Consider the following 16,314-nt stretch of genomic DNA (forward strand, 5'->3'; position numbering starts at 1 on the left):
TGGGGGAGTTAATAGCTGGACAATTGGGAAACGGGCAGCACGCCGTGCTCTGCAGGGGCTGAGGTCAGCATCCGTTTGGCACGGACAAAACTGCTCAGGCGGTACTCGTTAAAGGAGGGGGCTCCTCTTTTGAGGCTTTCCGTACGGACATGACCAGAAGCATGTATGATTTTGCCGTCGCCTTTATAAATGGCGACGTGGGTGATTTTTTCTGGCTGCTGGGCAGTGGCTTTACGGCCAAAAAATAGGAAATCCCCGGGCTGTAGGCTGGCAAAGGTGGTATCCGTCGGCACTTCGACCCCACTATTGACCTGTTGGGAAGCGTCTCGAGGTAGCATCAGCCCGTTGAGGAAAAATACGGTTTTGGTAAACCCGCTGCAGTCCACCCCTTTGCCAGAGGTGCCGCCCCAAAGGTAAGGGCGGCCAGTGAACCGCTCGGCTGTGGCCAGGATGTTTTCCGGAGTAGGGCTGCGGCTTTCTAGCCAGTCATCCCAGCCCATGCCTTGGTCGGCCAAGATATACCCCTCGCGCCCATCGGGCAGTCTGATGTGCAGATAGCCCCCCGCTCTTCCAAGTTGTTGCACAATATTGCCTGCTATCAGATCGGTGACGACCTGCTGACTGCCAGGGGCAGCGTAGGCAAACCCGAAATCGGGCAGGAATACGGCTTTTTCCCCCGACCGGAAGGCCTCAGCCTCCGATTCGCTCATCAGCTGAAAACCACCGCTGTCCAGCCAGCCAAGGTAGCCGTCGGGGGTCTGCACCAGGTACCAGCCGCCCTCTTTTTTGTAGACCCTCAGTGGGGTGCCCATCAGCGCCTGAGTAGACAGCTCCGCAGCATGTTTTGGGTTGGACCGGATGTTGGCAGCGGTCAGGGATACTACCCCGTGGGCCTTGCCTTCCAAGGCGGTTTCGGGCAGCAGGCTTATCTGCCCGGTATGCCCCATCTGTTGGAGCCCGCTGAGCAATGCTTCCCGGGCCTCTGGGAAGTTGGTCTCCCCTGTTACCTCCCAGCCCCCGCCTTCGGCCGGGGCGATGGTGGTGTTGAAGATGGCCACCCGCTTATCTGGGGCATAAACCAACCGCAGGCTGTCAACGAAAGCGGACAGCTCAGCAGGCGGGGCTTCTTCAGTGCCGGGTGCCTGGCACTGAGTGAAAATGAGAGGCAACAGGAGCAGTAAAGCTGTAGGTTTCCGCATATTTTTGATGGGAAGATAGGAGTTTTGTTTGGGAATCCTGTGCCATTGTCGAGGCCAGCTCAAAGAGGCGCGAGCCAGATTGTCGTTTTTTTTTGGGGGAGGATGGGCCTGCCCCTGCCAGCAGGCAGGTGCCGCTATGCTGCGGGGCTCGCTATCCGCTCGGCCCTATCGGGCTTGCCACCCCTCCGCAGCGCTAGTCCGATCACGCCCTATTGACGGATAAGGCCTGAACGCATGCGGCATTTCCCTTTAGGCCCTTGCCGTTTGGCTTAGGAATAGGCACCTCTGCTTCTACCGCTTCTAATCCTTACGGACCTCAGCAACGGGCATTTTTTGGTCATAGTGCCCAGTCAGGGTAGGCGTCTGCACATTGCCTGTGTACCGCCGTACTTGCTGGTGCACATAATCGAAAAGCTCTTGTATGGAGACAATGAGGTCGTGGTTGAGGTCTGCTTCCCCCTTTAGCCCGCGGATCAGGAAATGGCTGAAGATGCCAGAGCGCAGCCCCCCATCTTCTAGGGAATACTCTTCGCCTTTAGAGGACATAAGCAGTGCCAGGCCGCCTTTTGTGTTTTCGAAGGCTTGGTAAAGGCGGCTAAGGTCGCTGCCCGCAGCGCTGCGCCTAGCCAATAGGCTGCCCGAGTGGCAGGCATCCGCCAAAACGACTTTGTGCTTGGCTTTGCTGTTCTCCAAGAGGAATTTGATGTCCTCATGCCTTAGCTGATTGTGGTAGCCATCGTAGTCTACGGGCAGGAAAGAGCCCTGCAGCCCATGGCCAGAGAAGTAAAACAGGATGACATCGTTCTCGTCGGCCCGCATGAAAGTGGTGCGCATAGCTTCCTTGATGTTGCGGTAAGTAGCGTCCTCGTCGATGAGCAGCCGCACTTGATCGTCGGGCAGTGCGCCGCCCTGCGGGCTTTTCAGGAAAGCGTAGAGCTGGTAGGCATCATCATCAGTATACCTCAGTGCTGGCATGTAAGTATAGGAGGCTGCACCTACGACCACCGCCCAGATTTTCACCTGTGGGTCTCGCTCAACGGTGACCATCGGCTGATTGTCCAGCCCTCCTTCTACAAACAGCTTTTTGGCTGGCTTGCCAAAGTCCCATATCGCGCCTACGACCCGGCCGCTAGCATAGTACATTACCCCCCTGCCATGAGGCGTATGGGCTTTCCAGCTGCCCTCGTAGCGGCTCCCGCTATGGTAAAAGACGGTGCCTTGCCCTTCAGGCTGCCCTTGGAAAAAATCCCCAACGTAAAGGGAGCCATCTTGGTAGCGGAATTTGCCTTTGCCCGAAGCGCAGTCTATAGCATTGCAGTTGCGCAGGGCCGAGGTGTCCCCTTGATAGCCGTATTTGCTCCAATCGGCCAGGTATTGCCCATTGGCCCATTCCCCGGTGATCTCCTCCCCATCGGGGAAGGAAAGGTGCCCTCTGCCGTGCCGCTCGTTGTCTTTCCACTGCCCATCGTAGACAGAGCCGTCCGAATAGGCCATTTCTCCTATACCGTTGAATTGCCCGGCCATGAAGCCGCCTTCGTAACGGTCCCCGTTCGCAAAGTAGAACGAGCCTTTGCCAGATTGCTGCCCGTTGACCCACCTGCCCTCGTAGCGGTTGCCATTGGCGTAGGCCATAATGCCTTTGCCATGGAATTTATTGTCGATAAAGTCTCCAGTGTACTTGTCCCCGTTGGGGTAAGTGAGGATGCCACGGCCCTCCTTGTAGCCGTCTTTCCAGTCGCCTTGGTATTCACGCCCATCGGAAAAAAACAACGCCCCTTTGCCCTGAGGCTTCCCGTCCCGGAACTGCCCTTCATAGCGTGCGCCACTGGGATAGATGCAGGCCCCTTTGCCATCGATGCAGTTGCCGTCCAAGCAATTGATCTGCGCCTGGGACAGCCAGGGGGAAAGAAAAAAAACGCAAAGAATAGTAAATGCAGCCCTCCTCATGATTGCTTAATGTTTTTTGGTTCAAAAGGGAATGGATACCGCTCCCCGAAGGTTTAGGCCGCCCCAAACGATTGGGGAGCGGTGATTGCTAATGCGCTGCATGAGCGGCTGTCAGAAGGAAACGGTTTTTCCTGTAAAGCAGGCCGTAGCTGCAGAGCATATGAGGAGTAGGGGGTATGCCATATAGGGGGCAGAAGTTTACGTTAGGAAAAGCAGCGCGCTGGCTCGAATTACGCCATTCAAAACTGAATCCTGGGCTCCCGTATTGCAGCCCCACCTATCTTTTAATGAAATATTAGCAAATCATCAATATCAAGGCTTCGCTTGCATAATGCAGATGGGCGTGAGCCATCATGTCGCAGGCGTTTACCTTTTTGGGCTTTAGCCTGGCATTGGCCTAGCGCTGCGAAGGGGCGGCAGGCCTGATAAGGCCGAGCGGACAGCGAGCCCCGGAGCATAGCGGCACCTGCCGGCAGGCAGGGGCAGGCCCCTATCCTTGCGGAGGGGGCAGGCCTTCAAAAAAATGGCAATCTGGTTTGCGCCCGGGCAGATGGGCTACGCCTAAGCGTTCATGCCCTGCTTTTTGCGCTGCCTGCAGCCCCCCACTTTCATTTCCGTTGGGAAGCGCCTATCTTTGCAGTCTGCTCCGGGCAGGAAGCCGGGGCGGTTTCGCACTTAAAAAACACAAACATGTTGAAAAAAACATTCTTGGCAGGCTTCTGTGCTGCCGCGCTCTTTTCTTGCAGCAACGAGGCTGCGAACTCCGAAACAGCACAAACTGAGCCAGCTGCAACAGAGCAGGCCGCTGTCCCTACCTATGAATCCTTTGGGGAGGAAATTGATGCAGAAGGCACCATTTCTTACCAGGACCTACAGCTGAAAATGGCAGAAGCGGAGGCTGACTCCGTGGCCGTTAAATTCACTGGCGTTGTAGAGGAAGTATGCCAGGCCAAAGGCTGCTGGATGACTATTGCATCTGATGATGAAGGGCAAGAGCCCATCATGGTCCGTTTCAAGGATTACGGCTTCTTTATGCCTAAGGATATCGCGGGCAAGAAAGTCATTATGGAAGGTTTTGCCTTCACGGAGGAGACCCCCGTCGACGAGCTGCGCCACTATGCAGAAGATGCGGGCAAGTCGGCAGAAGAGATCGCGTCCATCACTGAGCCGAAACGGGAAACCAAGTTCTTGGCTAGCGGCGTGCTGCTTGTGAAGGAGTAAGCGCTGCCAGATCGATGCCCTGAACGCAAGCAAAGCACTACAGGCCAGCTTTACTGCTGGCTTGTAGTGTCAGATTTGCCGGTTGCATTGAAATAAATGGCGGTGCTCAGCCGTTACAGGGTTTCTATGGCTAAATGTCGTTGGTTATCAGTTATTTCTGTGCAGTCTAATGCTGCTGCCTTGATTCTTTGCGCTGAAACCACCATCTTATAAGCTATGATTAGGCGACAATGATAGGGTAGCCTGCGCGCCATACCTCTGACTGCCACTAAATCTCAAGTATGAACTTCCACGCGGCGAAAGCTTTCATCCTAGATAAATTAGAGACGGAACTCGATGGCCAGCTTTATTACCATGGCATACATCACACCCTCGATGTGCTGTATACAGTAGAAGAGCTGTGCTATTACGAAAAGGTGACCCCCTATGAGGAAATGCTACTGAAAACAGCTGCCCTCTTCCACGATTCTGGTTTTACCATCGATAGCAAAGAGCATGAACAGCTGGGCTGCAATATTGCCCGCGATCATTTGCCAAGGTATGGTTATAACGAAGAAGAGATCGAACAGATTTGTGGCATGATCATGGCGACCAAGGTGCCGCAAGCCCCTCAAAACTATCTGGAGGAAATTATGTGCGATGCCGATCTGGATTATCTCGGCCGCGATGATTTTTACGATATCGGCAATACTTTGTTCGAAGAGCTGAAAGCGGGCAAAGTATTGGCCTGCGAAGAGAAGTGGAACCGCATTCAGGTCAGTTTCCTCGAGAGCCATTCTTTTTTTACCCGCACCAACCTCAAACGCCGCGCGCCCAAAAAACAGCGCTACCTCAATGAGCTGAAAGATATAGTGGCTTCTTACGAAAAAAAATAACTGCGCAAAGCAGCGCCGGGGCACACCAAGCCGTTTACCCTATAGTTTGATGATATAGGCGTAAATTCTGTAAGCAGCCCCTAAATACACTCACTAGTTCGAAAGATAGGGGCTGCCTACTTTCTCCTCTCCCAATCGGCTTCTTTTCCTTCTCCCTTTTTCGGTATTGCGTATCTTTATAGCGGTTTAGTTATAAAGCCAAGGATTTATCCTAGTGCCTCAAGCCATAAATCCTTGCCACCCCAAGTTTCGTTCTTTTCCGCCTAACTCTTCGTTAAAGAACCGCTCCTTTAGCTCGGGCTAAAGTCGCGAACCTTCGCCTTGATTAGCCGGAAAATAACTTCAACTTAAGTATCAGAGATTTATGGCTTAAGGCACTAGCCTACTGTACCGGCATGCCCGGGAGGATCCTGGCGGAGCCGCTAAATTTGAGCTTAGCGGAGATGCCAGGGTTGTAAATCGTTGATTTGCAATAGGATCGAGCTCCAAATATGCTCTTGGCCTCAAAGATTAAAAAACGCCTTTATGCCCAAGTTACTGTACTACCTCCTCTTGGTTCTATCCCTTGTCTTAGCACGCGCTCACAATAGCACAGCCCAATGTACTTGGCTGGCTGCCGACGCCTTTGATTATCCGGCAGGCGAGCCCCTGCACGGGCAGGCCGGAGGTGCGGGCTGGGCAGGCCCCTGGCAGGTGCAAAATGAAGATGTATTGCTGCCGGGGTATCAGGTAGAGGCCGGCAACCCATTAATCTATAATGGTTTGCTGAGCTCTACAGCCTACGTCAGCGGTGGCAGGGCTTACCTGACTTCGGGGCGGCGGCTCAATACCTCCGAAGGGGGGGCATTCGCCGATTTTGTTTCTGGCGAGCTGCCATATATAGGCGGGGCTCCACAGGGCGATACCCTTTGGATGAGCGCGGTGTTGCGGCACGATGCTGGCAATGGTGCGCCGGCTTATCTCGATCTGACCAATTCAGATCTGCCAGCGTGCAACAGCTATGAGTTTTGCAGCGATCAGCGCATAGGCATTGGGTATTTTGGGCAGGCATCTGATGTGAACGGCGAGCCGCGTTGGTCGCTCAGGCTAGGGGAGGAAGTCTTGCCCTCTGCAGCAGCTGTTGCTCCGGGGGCATCGGCCCTTTTGGTACTGAGGCTGGCCTTCCACACCGGGGCCACCCACGCAGCTTTATTTGTCAGCCCGGAAGAACTGGGCGGGCAGCCCCCCTCCGCCCCTGATGTAGCAGCTGCAGCCCCGGAAGCTTACCTGCTCCGGAGCCTGGCCTATTTTGGGGGCAGCCAGCCCGGCTTCAGCTCCTTGGACGAGGTGCGCTTTGCCAGGTCTTTTGCCTGTGCTGCTCCTGATGAAGATACTGTTGTCGATGAACCACCGGTGGCAAATATCATGGTTTCTCCTGAGTCTACAGGCATAGCTCCATTGCCCCTGATGTTCGATGGGAGCTCATCCATAGACCCTGAAGGCGGGGAGCTGTCTTACCTTTGGGACTTTGGCGATGGCAGCCCCACTGTAGCCGGCCCTACTGCTGCCCATACCTACACCGATGGCGGAGGGCAGGTGACGGCCTCCCTGACGGTCACAGATGAGGCTGGGCAGCAAAGTACAGCATTTGCTGCCATTACCCTGCTCGGCCCGGATGGCACTTTCCCTTGTTTGTCTACCGTTACGGCTTTGGCCATGGCCGATTGCTCTGGAAACGGTGCACAGTTGCGCATTAATACACCTAATGAGAGCGTTTCTTATACCCTTGCCCACGATGGGATAAACCTGCCACCGGGCACGGATGGGCTGCATACAGGGTTGAGCGCAGGCCTGTACGAGCTGGCCGTCATGGGCGAAAATGGCTGTTCGGAGAGCCGGGTGCTTGAGGTACAAGTGGACAGCTCAGCTTGCGAAGGTTGGAGCCCGGGCAACAAAGCGATGCTGATCGGGACCAACATCAATGGGCAGGCAGATTGGATGCCGCACCGGCCGTTCCGCAATTTTCTCAAAAATACCCGGGGCGCCCCAATCCCTTATACCACGGACTGCAGTTGCTGGTCGTTGGACGACCCGGAGGCGGTGCTCTCGCAAATGGCTTTCGATGAAAATGGTTATCCCGTCGGGCTCCCTCAGGCAACAACCGAAGGGGACGTCCGGCTACGCTTTTTCGTGTCGGCGGAAGGGCAGAATATGCGCCCCGGCGAAACTTACGTACTGCTTTACGAGGGTGTGGGCGAAGTGAGCGTGCACGGTACGCTTGGGGCAGTGAGCGCAGCGCCCGGCCGGGTTCAATTTGAGCTGGAAACGGATGGTACTTTCTGGTTTCATCTTGAGGCCTCCCAAGCAGATGACCCTGTACGGGATATCCGTGTGGTTAGGCTAGCAGACGAAGGGGCCGACCTGCAGGCTGCGCCCTTCTATGACAAATTCTTAGAGCGCCTTGAGCCTTTTCAATCCCTGCGTTTCATGGATATGATGCATACCAACAACAACCCTCTGACAGATTGGGGGAGCCGGCCATTGCCAGCAGATTATACCTACGGCACAGCAGCAGGAGCCCCTTACGAAGTATTGATACAGCTTGCCAATACCCTGCAGAAAGATATTTGGGTGTGTGTGCCCCATCAGGCAGACGAAGCGTATGTCCGGCAGATGGCCGAGCTCTTCCATGATGAGCTCGACCCCGGGCTGATGGTATTCTTGGAGTACAGCAATGAAGTTTGGAACTGGATTTTTGACCAGGCCCACTACAACGTGGAGCACAACCCTCTGGGCTTGATGTATGGCCGGGCTATGGCGGTAAAGGCACAACGGGTATTCCGGATTTGGCATGAAGTATTTGGTGATGAGCGGTGCAGGGTCAAACGGGTCTTGGGGCTGCAAGGGGGATTCAACTACCTCAATGAGCACATCTTGGCACATCTACCGCAGGAGGAGTGGGACTTTGGCTCGCCTACACATTATTTTGGCCTCGACCATGGGGAGACTGGCTCACCGAGGCTGGACCTGCTAGGCAGTTCAGCTACGGTTGCAGATGTAATGGCGAACGCCCGGCACAGCTTCAGCAGCTTCAGTCAGGCGGTTCGTCAGGATTACCGCAACGTGCAGGTCTATGGCAAGGAGGTCATTACTTATGAAGGAGGGCAGCACTTCGTCGGCAACGTTTTTGGCATTCCTTACCCTTATCAGCAGGCGATGTGGGATGCGCAGCACACAGAAAGCATGTACGAATTGTACGAAGATGTGCTAGACTCCCTGCGGGCTTGGGGCTGCCGTATGGCAACAAATTTCAGCCTGGCTGGCCAGCAGGAGAGCATATATGGCTCTTGGGGTGTGCTTGATGATATAGATCAGGAAGGGCCATTTGCGGCAACTGCTCCAAAGTACCAGGTACACTTGGACAATATGCCGGCTATTGAGGCTGTGGCTGCTCAGCGCATGGCCTGGTTAGACTGTGCGCCGGTCGTAGGCAGTAGTAGGGAAGCGGGTACCGCTGTTGCGGGAAAAGAGGTTTTGATCTACCCGAACCCGGGGCAGGACTGGCTTTTCTTAGAATACGATGGGCCTGCTGAGGAGACTTGGCTAATGGACTGGGCAGGCAGGGCTCTTGCCAGGGGCGCCCAAAAAGAGTTTTATGTGCCGCACTGCCCGCCCGGGCTATACCTCGTGCGTGTAGGCGACACCCTGCTCAAATGGGTTAAGGCTGGCAACTGATCTATGGGGTGCGGTGCTTTTTTGATCGCTGTGTTTAAAGGGTGGGGATCCTATCCATCAGCTTCCGGATAGGGAAGCGGTTTTCGGGCAGTTCGAATCCATGGCTTCTAAAATTAGGGGGGGGAGCAGATTGAGCTGCTGAACCATAGGCTGGATAGTGCCTTCCGCTTGAATGCTGAAGGATTTGGCCTCAGCCGGTACTTCAATGATCAATCTGCTGGCATCCGTATCCCGTAAATTGTTGGGCAGGAGCACTGCACATGGACATGCCAGTTATGACGTCACTTTGTGATTTTATCCGTTGGGTATGCTGCGGTTACTGGGAAGAGGCACAAGCAAGGGCTGCCAACTCTGAAGTAGCGGCAGGCCCTGCTTGTCGGACCCTCTCAGCTGTGCCCGTCAGTTCCGTTCTTGGGCTTTGCGCCTTTCCAAACTGCCGGGGACCAAGTCAAACTCCACCCGGCGGTTGCGGTTGCGGCCAGAAATGGTATCGTTGGTCGCTCTGGGGTTGGTTTCTCCAAAGCCACGATATGACATGCGCTCTTTGGGTATGCCCTGTTCGTTGTGCAAGTAATCGAAGCAAGCTTTTGCCCTGAACTCAGAAAGCTGTTGATTGGCAAAGTCGTTGCCTTGGTTGTCGGTATACCCGGCAATTTCCAGGTTGTAGGTGGGGTATTTCCGCATCAGGTCAGCTATCTGGCCGAGCACAGGGTAGGAAGTGCGGAGCAGGGCGTAGCTCGAAGAGGTAAACTTGATCTCATCGATGGCTGTCTCCAAGATGACCAAGTCGGCCTCATTGAGGACCGGGCAGCCATAGTTTTCCTTAGGCCCGGCGAGGTCGGGGCATTCGTCCTGATCATCGGGCAGCCCGTCGTTGTCGGTATCTGGGCAGCCGTTGAAAGTGCCTGGCGTATCCGGGCAGCGGTCTACTTCGTTGAGAAAGCCGTCATTGTCGCGGTCAGGTATTGGGCAACCGTAAAATTCAGCTACCCCTGGGATATATGGGCATTGGTCTTGTGGGTCCGCTATCCCATCCTTATCGGTATCCCGGCAGCCTTTCATTTCCACCAGGCCAGCAATATCTGGGCATTCGTCTTCCGCATCTGTAACGCCATCGAAATCTCGGTCTGGGCAGCCATTGGTTGCGGCACGGCCGGCTTCATCGGGGCATTCATCAAATGGGTCGCCTATGCCATCGCCATCCGCATCGGGGCAGCCTTGTGCTTCGGCCAGGCCAGCTAAGTCCGGGCATTTATCCTCCCGGTTGGGCACGCCGTCGTCGTCGGTATCTGGGCAGCCATTAAACTGTGCAAGGCCCCTCTGGCCAGGGCACTCGTCTTTTCTGTCGGCTATGCCGTCCAGGTCACTGTCTTTGGCCCCAAAGCGGTAAGCGGCTTGCAAGGTTGCAGTGCTGTACCAGTCGTTGGCGTTTGGCCCGCCGCCAAGGCTCAGCCCATCGAGGTAGTCGTTGAGTACTGGGCGCAGCCCAAACTCCAGCCCCAGGGTGAGCTGTTGGCCAAGGTCAGCCCGCAGGCCTGCCCCAAAAGGCAACACCACGTGCTGCTCGCGCTGATTGCGGAGGTCTTCCAGTACAGGGGGCTTGATCTGCCCTTCCTCCCCCGCAAAATCAGTGGCCAGATCCGTAAAAGCAGCTCCGACCCCTGCAAATACATAAGGCGAAACGATGGGGATATATCGGCCGCCTTTCCCATGCCTTTTGCTGCCGCGCAGGTCCCATTCCCCCAAGAGGGCTACTTCCGTAAAACCCGCTTCAAAGCTGTAGCCCCGGGCAGATAGCTTTTCGTTTTCCGCATCTGCACTGCTCAGGCTGCCCGCCAATACCTGCCCCCTGATGCTGATCGATGGAGCGGCTTGGTAGCGCAAGAAGGCACCATAGGCGAGGTCGGGCGTAGATAAGGCTTCTGCCCGGCTGCCCGCCATATCGCCATAGTCGCTTGCGGCTCCTGCCTGTAGCCCAAACTGAAAACGGGTATGCCCAGCCATAGCCGGGGCAAGGTCTTTTTCAGGCCGGCTGCCTTCGTCGGGGCAGCCATCAAATGCAGCAAGCCCCCAGTCTCGTGGGCACTGATCTTTAGCATCGGTGATGCCGTCGAGGTCGCTGTCTTTAGGCCCAAAGCGGTAAGTCAGCTGCACGGCGCCGGTGCTGTACCAATCGTCGGCGTTTGGCCCGCCGCCAAGGCTTAGCCCATCAAGGTAGTCGTTGAACACCGGGCGCAGCCCAAATTCAATGGCTAAACCGAAGGATGGGCCTAGATCGGCCTGAACGCCAGCCCCTACAGGGATGGTGATATGGTTGGTGCGCTGATTGAGCAGGTCCTGTTGTACGCCCTCGGTCAGGGTCCCCTCTTCCTGCTGAAACCTAGTGGCCAGGCTAGTGACAGTGGCGCCGGCCCCCGCGAAAATATAGGGCGAAATGCCCGGCTTGAACTTGCCATTCCTTAAGAAGCGCCTATGGCCCAGGAAATTCCATTCGCCCATCAGTGCCAGTTCTGTATAGTCGGCTTCAAAGCTGTAGCCCCGGCTGGCGAGCGCCTCATTGTCTGCATCTGTGCTGCTGAGCTGCCCGCGCCAAATGCTCCCGCGTATGCTCAGGTTGGGGCTGATTTGGTACCGGGCCAGTGCGCCGAAAGCAAGGCCAGGCGAAAGGAGGGCGTCAACCCGGGTGCCGGATAGGTCCCCGTGATCGCTTGACGCGCCTACCTGCAAGCCTATTTGAAGCCGTTGGTGGGCACGGATTGCCTTCATAGAGGTGCTGTCCCCTTCGGCAGCTTGCGCAAAAATTGAAGGGGCCGGCCATAATAGAGTGAAAAAGGCAATAAAAGAAATGATCAGCCGCGTCGGGCATGGTGTGGTTGTCATAGTCGGTTTGGGATTAACGATTCACAAGCAACGGCACGTGCCGTTATGAAATTACTGGGTTTTTAGGAGAAAGAAGCGTTCTATAGGGTATAGTAGGAAGTATTGCAGACCACCATTTGAATTAGGCGGTGTTGGAATTTTACCCTTTGGGCTGAATGGGCCCAATTTTATTCTGCAATTCGTTGCGTTCTTGCCTGCAGGTAGGCAAGTGTGAACTACCCATTTGCTAAAGACAAATGGGCTTCGGGTTTCACAGGTCTGTGCTGCTCGAAAGAAGCCTTGGTTTATACATCCACATACGTTACAAGTCTTTGAGCTTGGGTAAAACCGATTGATTTTAACGACTTGCTTATCGTTCCAATCCGCTTTGTATTCCAAAAAACCTTACAAAGGTACTGATCACGTTTGGCACTCTACACATCGTTCGGCCCTATTTAAGGGCCTTTGGCGTGAGCGTACCTTTTGGCCAGACGGTTATTTATTTGCGCTATCGGTGAGGCATCAGCAGCGGCTATCCGTCAGTACATCCTCACACAGGGTTAGCCGCTTAAATCGGCCAAAGGAGTTTACGCTCCATGGTATAAAACTTGATTATATCCGTTTTCGGCGCAGATACCCACCAATAAGCTCTGAAACCGGAGGAGGTAGCCAGCTCGTTGATCAAGGCATGCTCACCTCTGCCGAAGTGGTTTACACAAAACTAAAACTTTTGTTGATGCCTCGAGGGCAGGAGTGCCCAAAAAATGAGCCAAAGCAGAGAGAATGTCCCAAAATGAACGAGCGCTGTGCCAGCGCTGCAGAGCAGTCTATGGCATAGGGCTCAGCCTACTGTGGCTGGCACCACTGCCTGATTTTGGCGACAGCCTCCGTGCGTGAGCCCACTTGCAGTTTCGCAAAGATCTGTTTCAGGTGCGTCTTTACGGTATTGATGCTGATTTGATGCTCCTCAGCAATAGCTTTGTTGGCATGGCCTTGGTATACAGAAAGCAGTACGCTGAGCTCTTTGGGCGTCATTGGGGAATCTAAGAATTCGTTGGCCCTGATCAGGCTTTGAAAAGAATCGGGCGGTATGCGCGAAAAATTGTACAAACCGATTTCGATGGCCGCGAAAAGCTCCTTTTCCTGGAAGGGCTTAAGGATGAAGCCTACCGGCTGCAGCCTCTTCGCTTGTTCAATGATGTGTCCGTGCGCATAAGAGGTTAAAAAAAGGAAAGGCACCCCGTAATGGCTTCTAAGGGCCCTTGCGAGCTCCAACCCTTCGAGCCCACCAGACAAATTGATGTCCAAAAGCGCAATTGTGGGCTTCGCTTGCCTGAGCAAGGCTTGTGCCTGTGCTAAGCTATAGGCCACTCCTGCAATTTCGAAGTGGTAAGCCAAAAGGGACTCTTGGATGTCCTGAGCAGTGACAGGATCGTCTTCTACGATGAGGACTTTTACGCGGGGCATAAGCGGTAAGGGGTATTTGGGAAAAAAATAGTGATCTCGGCACCAGGGCTGTTCGAGATGCGCAGCTCGGCGCCCAGCTTATGGGCAAAGGTCCTAACCAGCTTGAAGCCGAGGGTCGGTTGCTCCCAAGGTGTGAAATCAGGCGGGAACCCCGGCCCATTATCTGCTACCTTCAGGGTTACTGCATTGCCTGTGCCTACGGTTATAGCTATGGTTATAAGAAGAGGCTCCCGCTCTCGGCTACCGTATTTGAGCGCATTGCTGATGAGCTCATTCAGGATGAGCCCAAAGGGTATGACGGTATCAATATGAAGTTGGATGGGCGCGATATCGAGTTGGCTGTGAATGAGGTGGCGCTCTTGCAGCGCATAATTGTCAATCAGGTTTTGCACAAGCTTGTGTACATAAACCTTAAGGTCGACATTAGATAATGCCGTGTCCCGGTAGAGGTTTTTGTGAATGAGGGCCATAGCGTCTACCCGGCTACGGCTTTCCCTTATGGCCCGCAGAGCGGTAGGGTCTTGTATTTGCCGTGCTTGGATGCTCAGCAGGGAGGCAATAGTTTGCAGATTGTTTTTGACCCGGTGATGGATTTCCTGTAAGAGCGTTTGTTTTTCCAGCAGGGCTGTAGTGACGGCTTCATGCTTGGCTTTGAGTGTCTGATTGACCTTGTGGCGCTGCCAGAGTACAGCCCCTATCGCCAAGGATAAAACCCCGAGCCCGAAGAGGCCCCACTGCATATTTTGTTGCTGTTGCTGATTGGCTTTGAGCTCGAGTTTCTGGATTTGGATAAGGTTTTCTTTCTCTTGGGTCAGGTAGCGGGCTTCCATTGTTTTTTCCAGCTGCAGCCGCTCTTTAGAAGTGAGGGTGTCCACCAGTTCAGTGTACTGATTCATAGCGAGCCAGGCCTGTTGATATTCGCCTTGTTGTGCGTACAGCTTGGCAGAGAGCTGGAAGAATACGCGCTTTAGCTCCAGGAATGTGGTAGGCCTAAGCAAGCTATCGGCTGTGCGCAGGTACTTCTCTGCTTTAATGTACTGCTCCTGACCCATTTCGGCAGCTGCAAGCCGCAGCCTGAGCGCAATGCGGTCGTGCGTATTGAGCTCATGGGCTTCTGTTTTCAGCAAAGGCTGCAATGCTTGGATGGCGCGCTGTAGTTCGCCCAGCTCGTACAGCACGTTGCCTACCGAGAGCTGCACACTGCTGGCCTCAGCTGCATTGCCCAAGCGTTCATACAGCTCTTTGGCTTGCTGCAAATGCTGTAGTGCTGCTTCCCGTTCTTTGAGGTATCCGTGGACCAGGCCGAGGTTGACCAGTGTGCGGGCCATGCCGAGGGAGTCGCGCAGCTCATTCTTGATGCTGAGGGAGGTCTGGTAAATCCGCCGGGCGTCTTCGTAGCGTTGAAGGCTCCGGTATACAATAGCAAGATTGTTGAGCAGCCGGGCGTATTCTACGGTTGGGGGGGCAGCCTGATAGATGGGCGCTGCTTGCAGATAGCAGGCCAAGGCTTGGCCCCAATCGCCATATTGATAGTAAGCCAGGCCCTTGTTGAGCAGGAATCCTGCTTTTAGGACGTCCCATTGAGGGGCATCCCCAATAAGAGACAGGCCTTCGTCAAAATGGGCAATAGCTTGTGCGAGCGCTCCACCGGAAAACGCGACCACTCCAACAATGCGAAGCGCTTCTAATTCTGCCCTACGGTAACCGATTTGCCGAGCCGCGCTAAGCGCCTTCATTGCTTCTGCTCTGGAAAGCTCCTTGTCTGTACTGAACAGCTGCCGAGCCTGTTGGATATGGGCATCCACCTCAGCTTTGTCGGGTGCAGCAGCCCCCGCTTGTGCCGAAGCCCAAAACAGGGCGGCTGCCAGGAGTAAAATCCGCGGACATGCTCGGGGGCAAGCCCACAGGTTTTTTTTAGGATATTGGTACGTTGGCATTATCGGCAGGTCTTATTGCAACTAGCGGCTCGCTTCTGCTTTGATCAGCGTAAGAGCCCAAAGAAGCCAAGCAGCCTGAGCTGGATATGCACAGTGTTTTTTGGGCTTATCCTAGCTGCATCAGCGCCAGGTTTTGCATAGGCTTCTCAACGTACAAGATAGCAAGAGTTTGTTGAGGTTTAGCGTATTGGGCAGCTCCTGCCCAATTTTATGCTCCCCCTGTTGCCTGCTGTGCGCCAAGGCTTGGCGGCCGGGCCTGAACCCCAAAGTAGCAGGCGGTTATGCTATAGCCTGGCATTGGCCTAGCGCTGCGGAGGGGTGGCAAGCCCGGTAGGGCCGAGCGGACAGCGAGCCCCGTAGCATAGCGGCACCTGCCCGCTGGCAGGGGCAGGCCCCGTCCCCGTCCCGTTGGCAGGGCAAAAAACGGCAATTGGGTTGGGCGCCCTTGCTGCCTGTAAGCCAGGTGTCAACAAAGGTCGTGATGCCTCTGCTTGCTTACGGGGTGCCCAAGACGAAACTGATATGCGTGCCCACAGAGGGCAACCCCAAGCAACCTCTCCAAAGCATTGCGCAGGGCTGCCCTTGTCCATAGGCTTTTGGCTTGGCCGCTGAATCAGTTCAGGGTAGGGTGCCATTCCCCTGTGTTGGACTGGAACTCCGAGGCCTCCTCAACAGGGTAGGAAACTTCGGTATTGCACCCGCAATTGTTGTATACACAAATGGCAGACCCTTTGCCTACACTTGGGTGGCAGTAGCCTCCGTCTTTGCATGCCGTTGCGGTACAATTGATTGTGGCATTGGTGCCTGGGATGTCCGAAGAGCCGTCGAAGGTGCTTGATCCAAGGTCTTGCTCGGTAGTGAAAATGAACGCTTTGCGCTTGGCATCAAAAAGGATCCGGAAGCCCTCCCGTGGGCGCAGTATATGGCCATCTTCTATGCGCAGCGCATCAAATTTGTACCTGCTAAGCGCCTGTGCGCTGGCTTTTGAGATTTTGAGCGCCCGTACTTCTTTGGGGATATTTGATGCTTTGGGGGTGGCGAATGGCAAGCTCATGGCTATCGCCAAAAGGAGGGCTAGGTACTTCATGTTGTACG

9 protein-coding genes and 3 pseudogenes are annotated in these 16,314 nt (G+C 54.8%); 3 read left to right on the plus strand and 9 right to left on the minus strand.

The genetic code is table 11. The features are described from left to right. Positions 1-8: 8 nt before the first annotated feature. Both FRY97_RS04140 and FRY97_RS04145 read right to left on the minus strand, forming a co-directional pair. Positions 9-1,199: a C40 family peptidase gene (locus tag FRY97_RS04140; protein ID WP_147166171.1), complete on the minus strand. Its 1,191-nt coding sequence runs from the start codon at positions 1,197-1,199 to the stop codon at positions 9-11. A 300-nt stretch (positions 1,200-1,499) separates the two neighbouring features. Then, a complete protein-coding gene (locus FRY97_RS04145) occupies positions 1,500-3,146 on the minus strand; it encodes a caspase family protein (RefSeq protein ID WP_147166172.1) in 1,647 nt (548 codons plus the stop codon). Positions 3,147-3,836: 690 nt separating this feature from the next. On the opposite strand from FRY97_RS04145, the gene FRY97_RS04150 reads away from it, so the two are divergent. The 3 genes from FRY97_RS04150 to FRY97_RS04160 all read left to right on the plus strand — a co-directional run bounded on the left by FRY97_RS04150 (position 3,837) and on the right by FRY97_RS04160 (position 8,956). After that, entirely contained in the window at positions 3,837-4,367 is a 531-nt protein-coding gene (locus FRY97_RS04150; RefSeq protein ID WP_147166173.1) for a DUF4920 domain-containing protein, read from the plus strand. Between the two features lie 281 nt (positions 4,368-4,648). After that, entirely contained in the window at positions 4,649-5,242 is a 594-nt protein-coding gene (locus FRY97_RS04155; RefSeq protein ID WP_147166174.1) for an HD domain-containing protein, read from the plus strand. Positions 5,243-5,767: 525 nt separating this feature from the next. Next, entirely contained in the window at positions 5,768-8,956 is a 3,189-nt protein-coding gene (locus FRY97_RS04160; protein ID WP_147166175.1) for a PKD domain-containing protein, read from the plus strand. Between the two features lie 399 nt (positions 8,957-9,355). Here the strand turns inward: FRY97_RS04160 and FRY97_RS23445 are convergent, their stop codons facing one another. The 7 genes and pseudogenes from FRY97_RS23445 to FRY97_RS04185 all read right to left on the minus strand — a co-directional run bounded on the left by FRY97_RS23445 (position 9,356) and on the right by FRY97_RS04185 (position 16,306). Beyond that, entirely contained in the window at positions 9,356-9,742 is a 387-nt protein-coding gene (locus FRY97_RS23445) for an OmpA family protein (protein WP_449430064.1), read from the minus strand. 204 nt (positions 9,743-9,946) lie between these two features. Next, positions 9,947-10,960, minus strand: a pseudogene (locus FRY97_RS23450) (DUF6089 family protein); the annotation flags it as partial. A 132-nt stretch (positions 10,961-11,092) separates the two neighbouring features. Beyond that, positions 11,093-11,836, minus strand: a pseudogene (locus FRY97_RS23455) (DUF6089 family protein); the annotation flags it as partial. A 51-nt stretch (positions 11,837-11,887) separates the two neighbouring features. Beyond that, positions 11,888-12,214 (minus strand): annotated as a pseudogene (locus tag FRY97_RS23460) (zinc ribbon domain-containing protein); the annotation flags it as partial. A 447-nt stretch (positions 12,215-12,661) separates the two neighbouring features. Then, the gene (locus FRY97_RS04175) at positions 12,662-13,282 is read right to left on the minus strand and encodes a response regulator transcription factor (RefSeq protein WP_147166177.1); all 621 of its coding nucleotides are present in this window, start codon (positions 13,280-13,282) and stop codon (positions 12,662-12,664) included. Then, positions 13,270-15,219 (minus strand): histidine kinase dimerization/phosphoacceptor domain -containing protein, encoded by a 1,950-nt coding sequence (locus FRY97_RS04180; protein WP_147166178.1) that lies wholly within the window; start codon positions 15,217-15,219, stop codon positions 13,270-13,272. Before FRY97_RS04180 ends, FRY97_RS04175 begins: the two co-directional genes overlap by 13 nt. A gap of 613 nt (positions 15,220-15,832) precedes the next feature. Further along, on the minus strand, positions 15,833-16,306 hold the full coding sequence (locus tag FRY97_RS04185; protein ID WP_147166179.1) for a hypothetical protein: 474 nt from the start codon (positions 16,304-16,306) through the stop codon (positions 15,833-15,835). Positions 16,307-16,314: the final 8 nt, after the last annotated feature.

This window comes from Phaeodactylibacter luteus, from assembly GCF_007993045.1.
Taxonomy (GTDB): Bacteria; Bacteroidota; Bacteroidia; order Chitinophagales; family Saprospiraceae; genus Phaeodactylibacter; species Phaeodactylibacter luteus.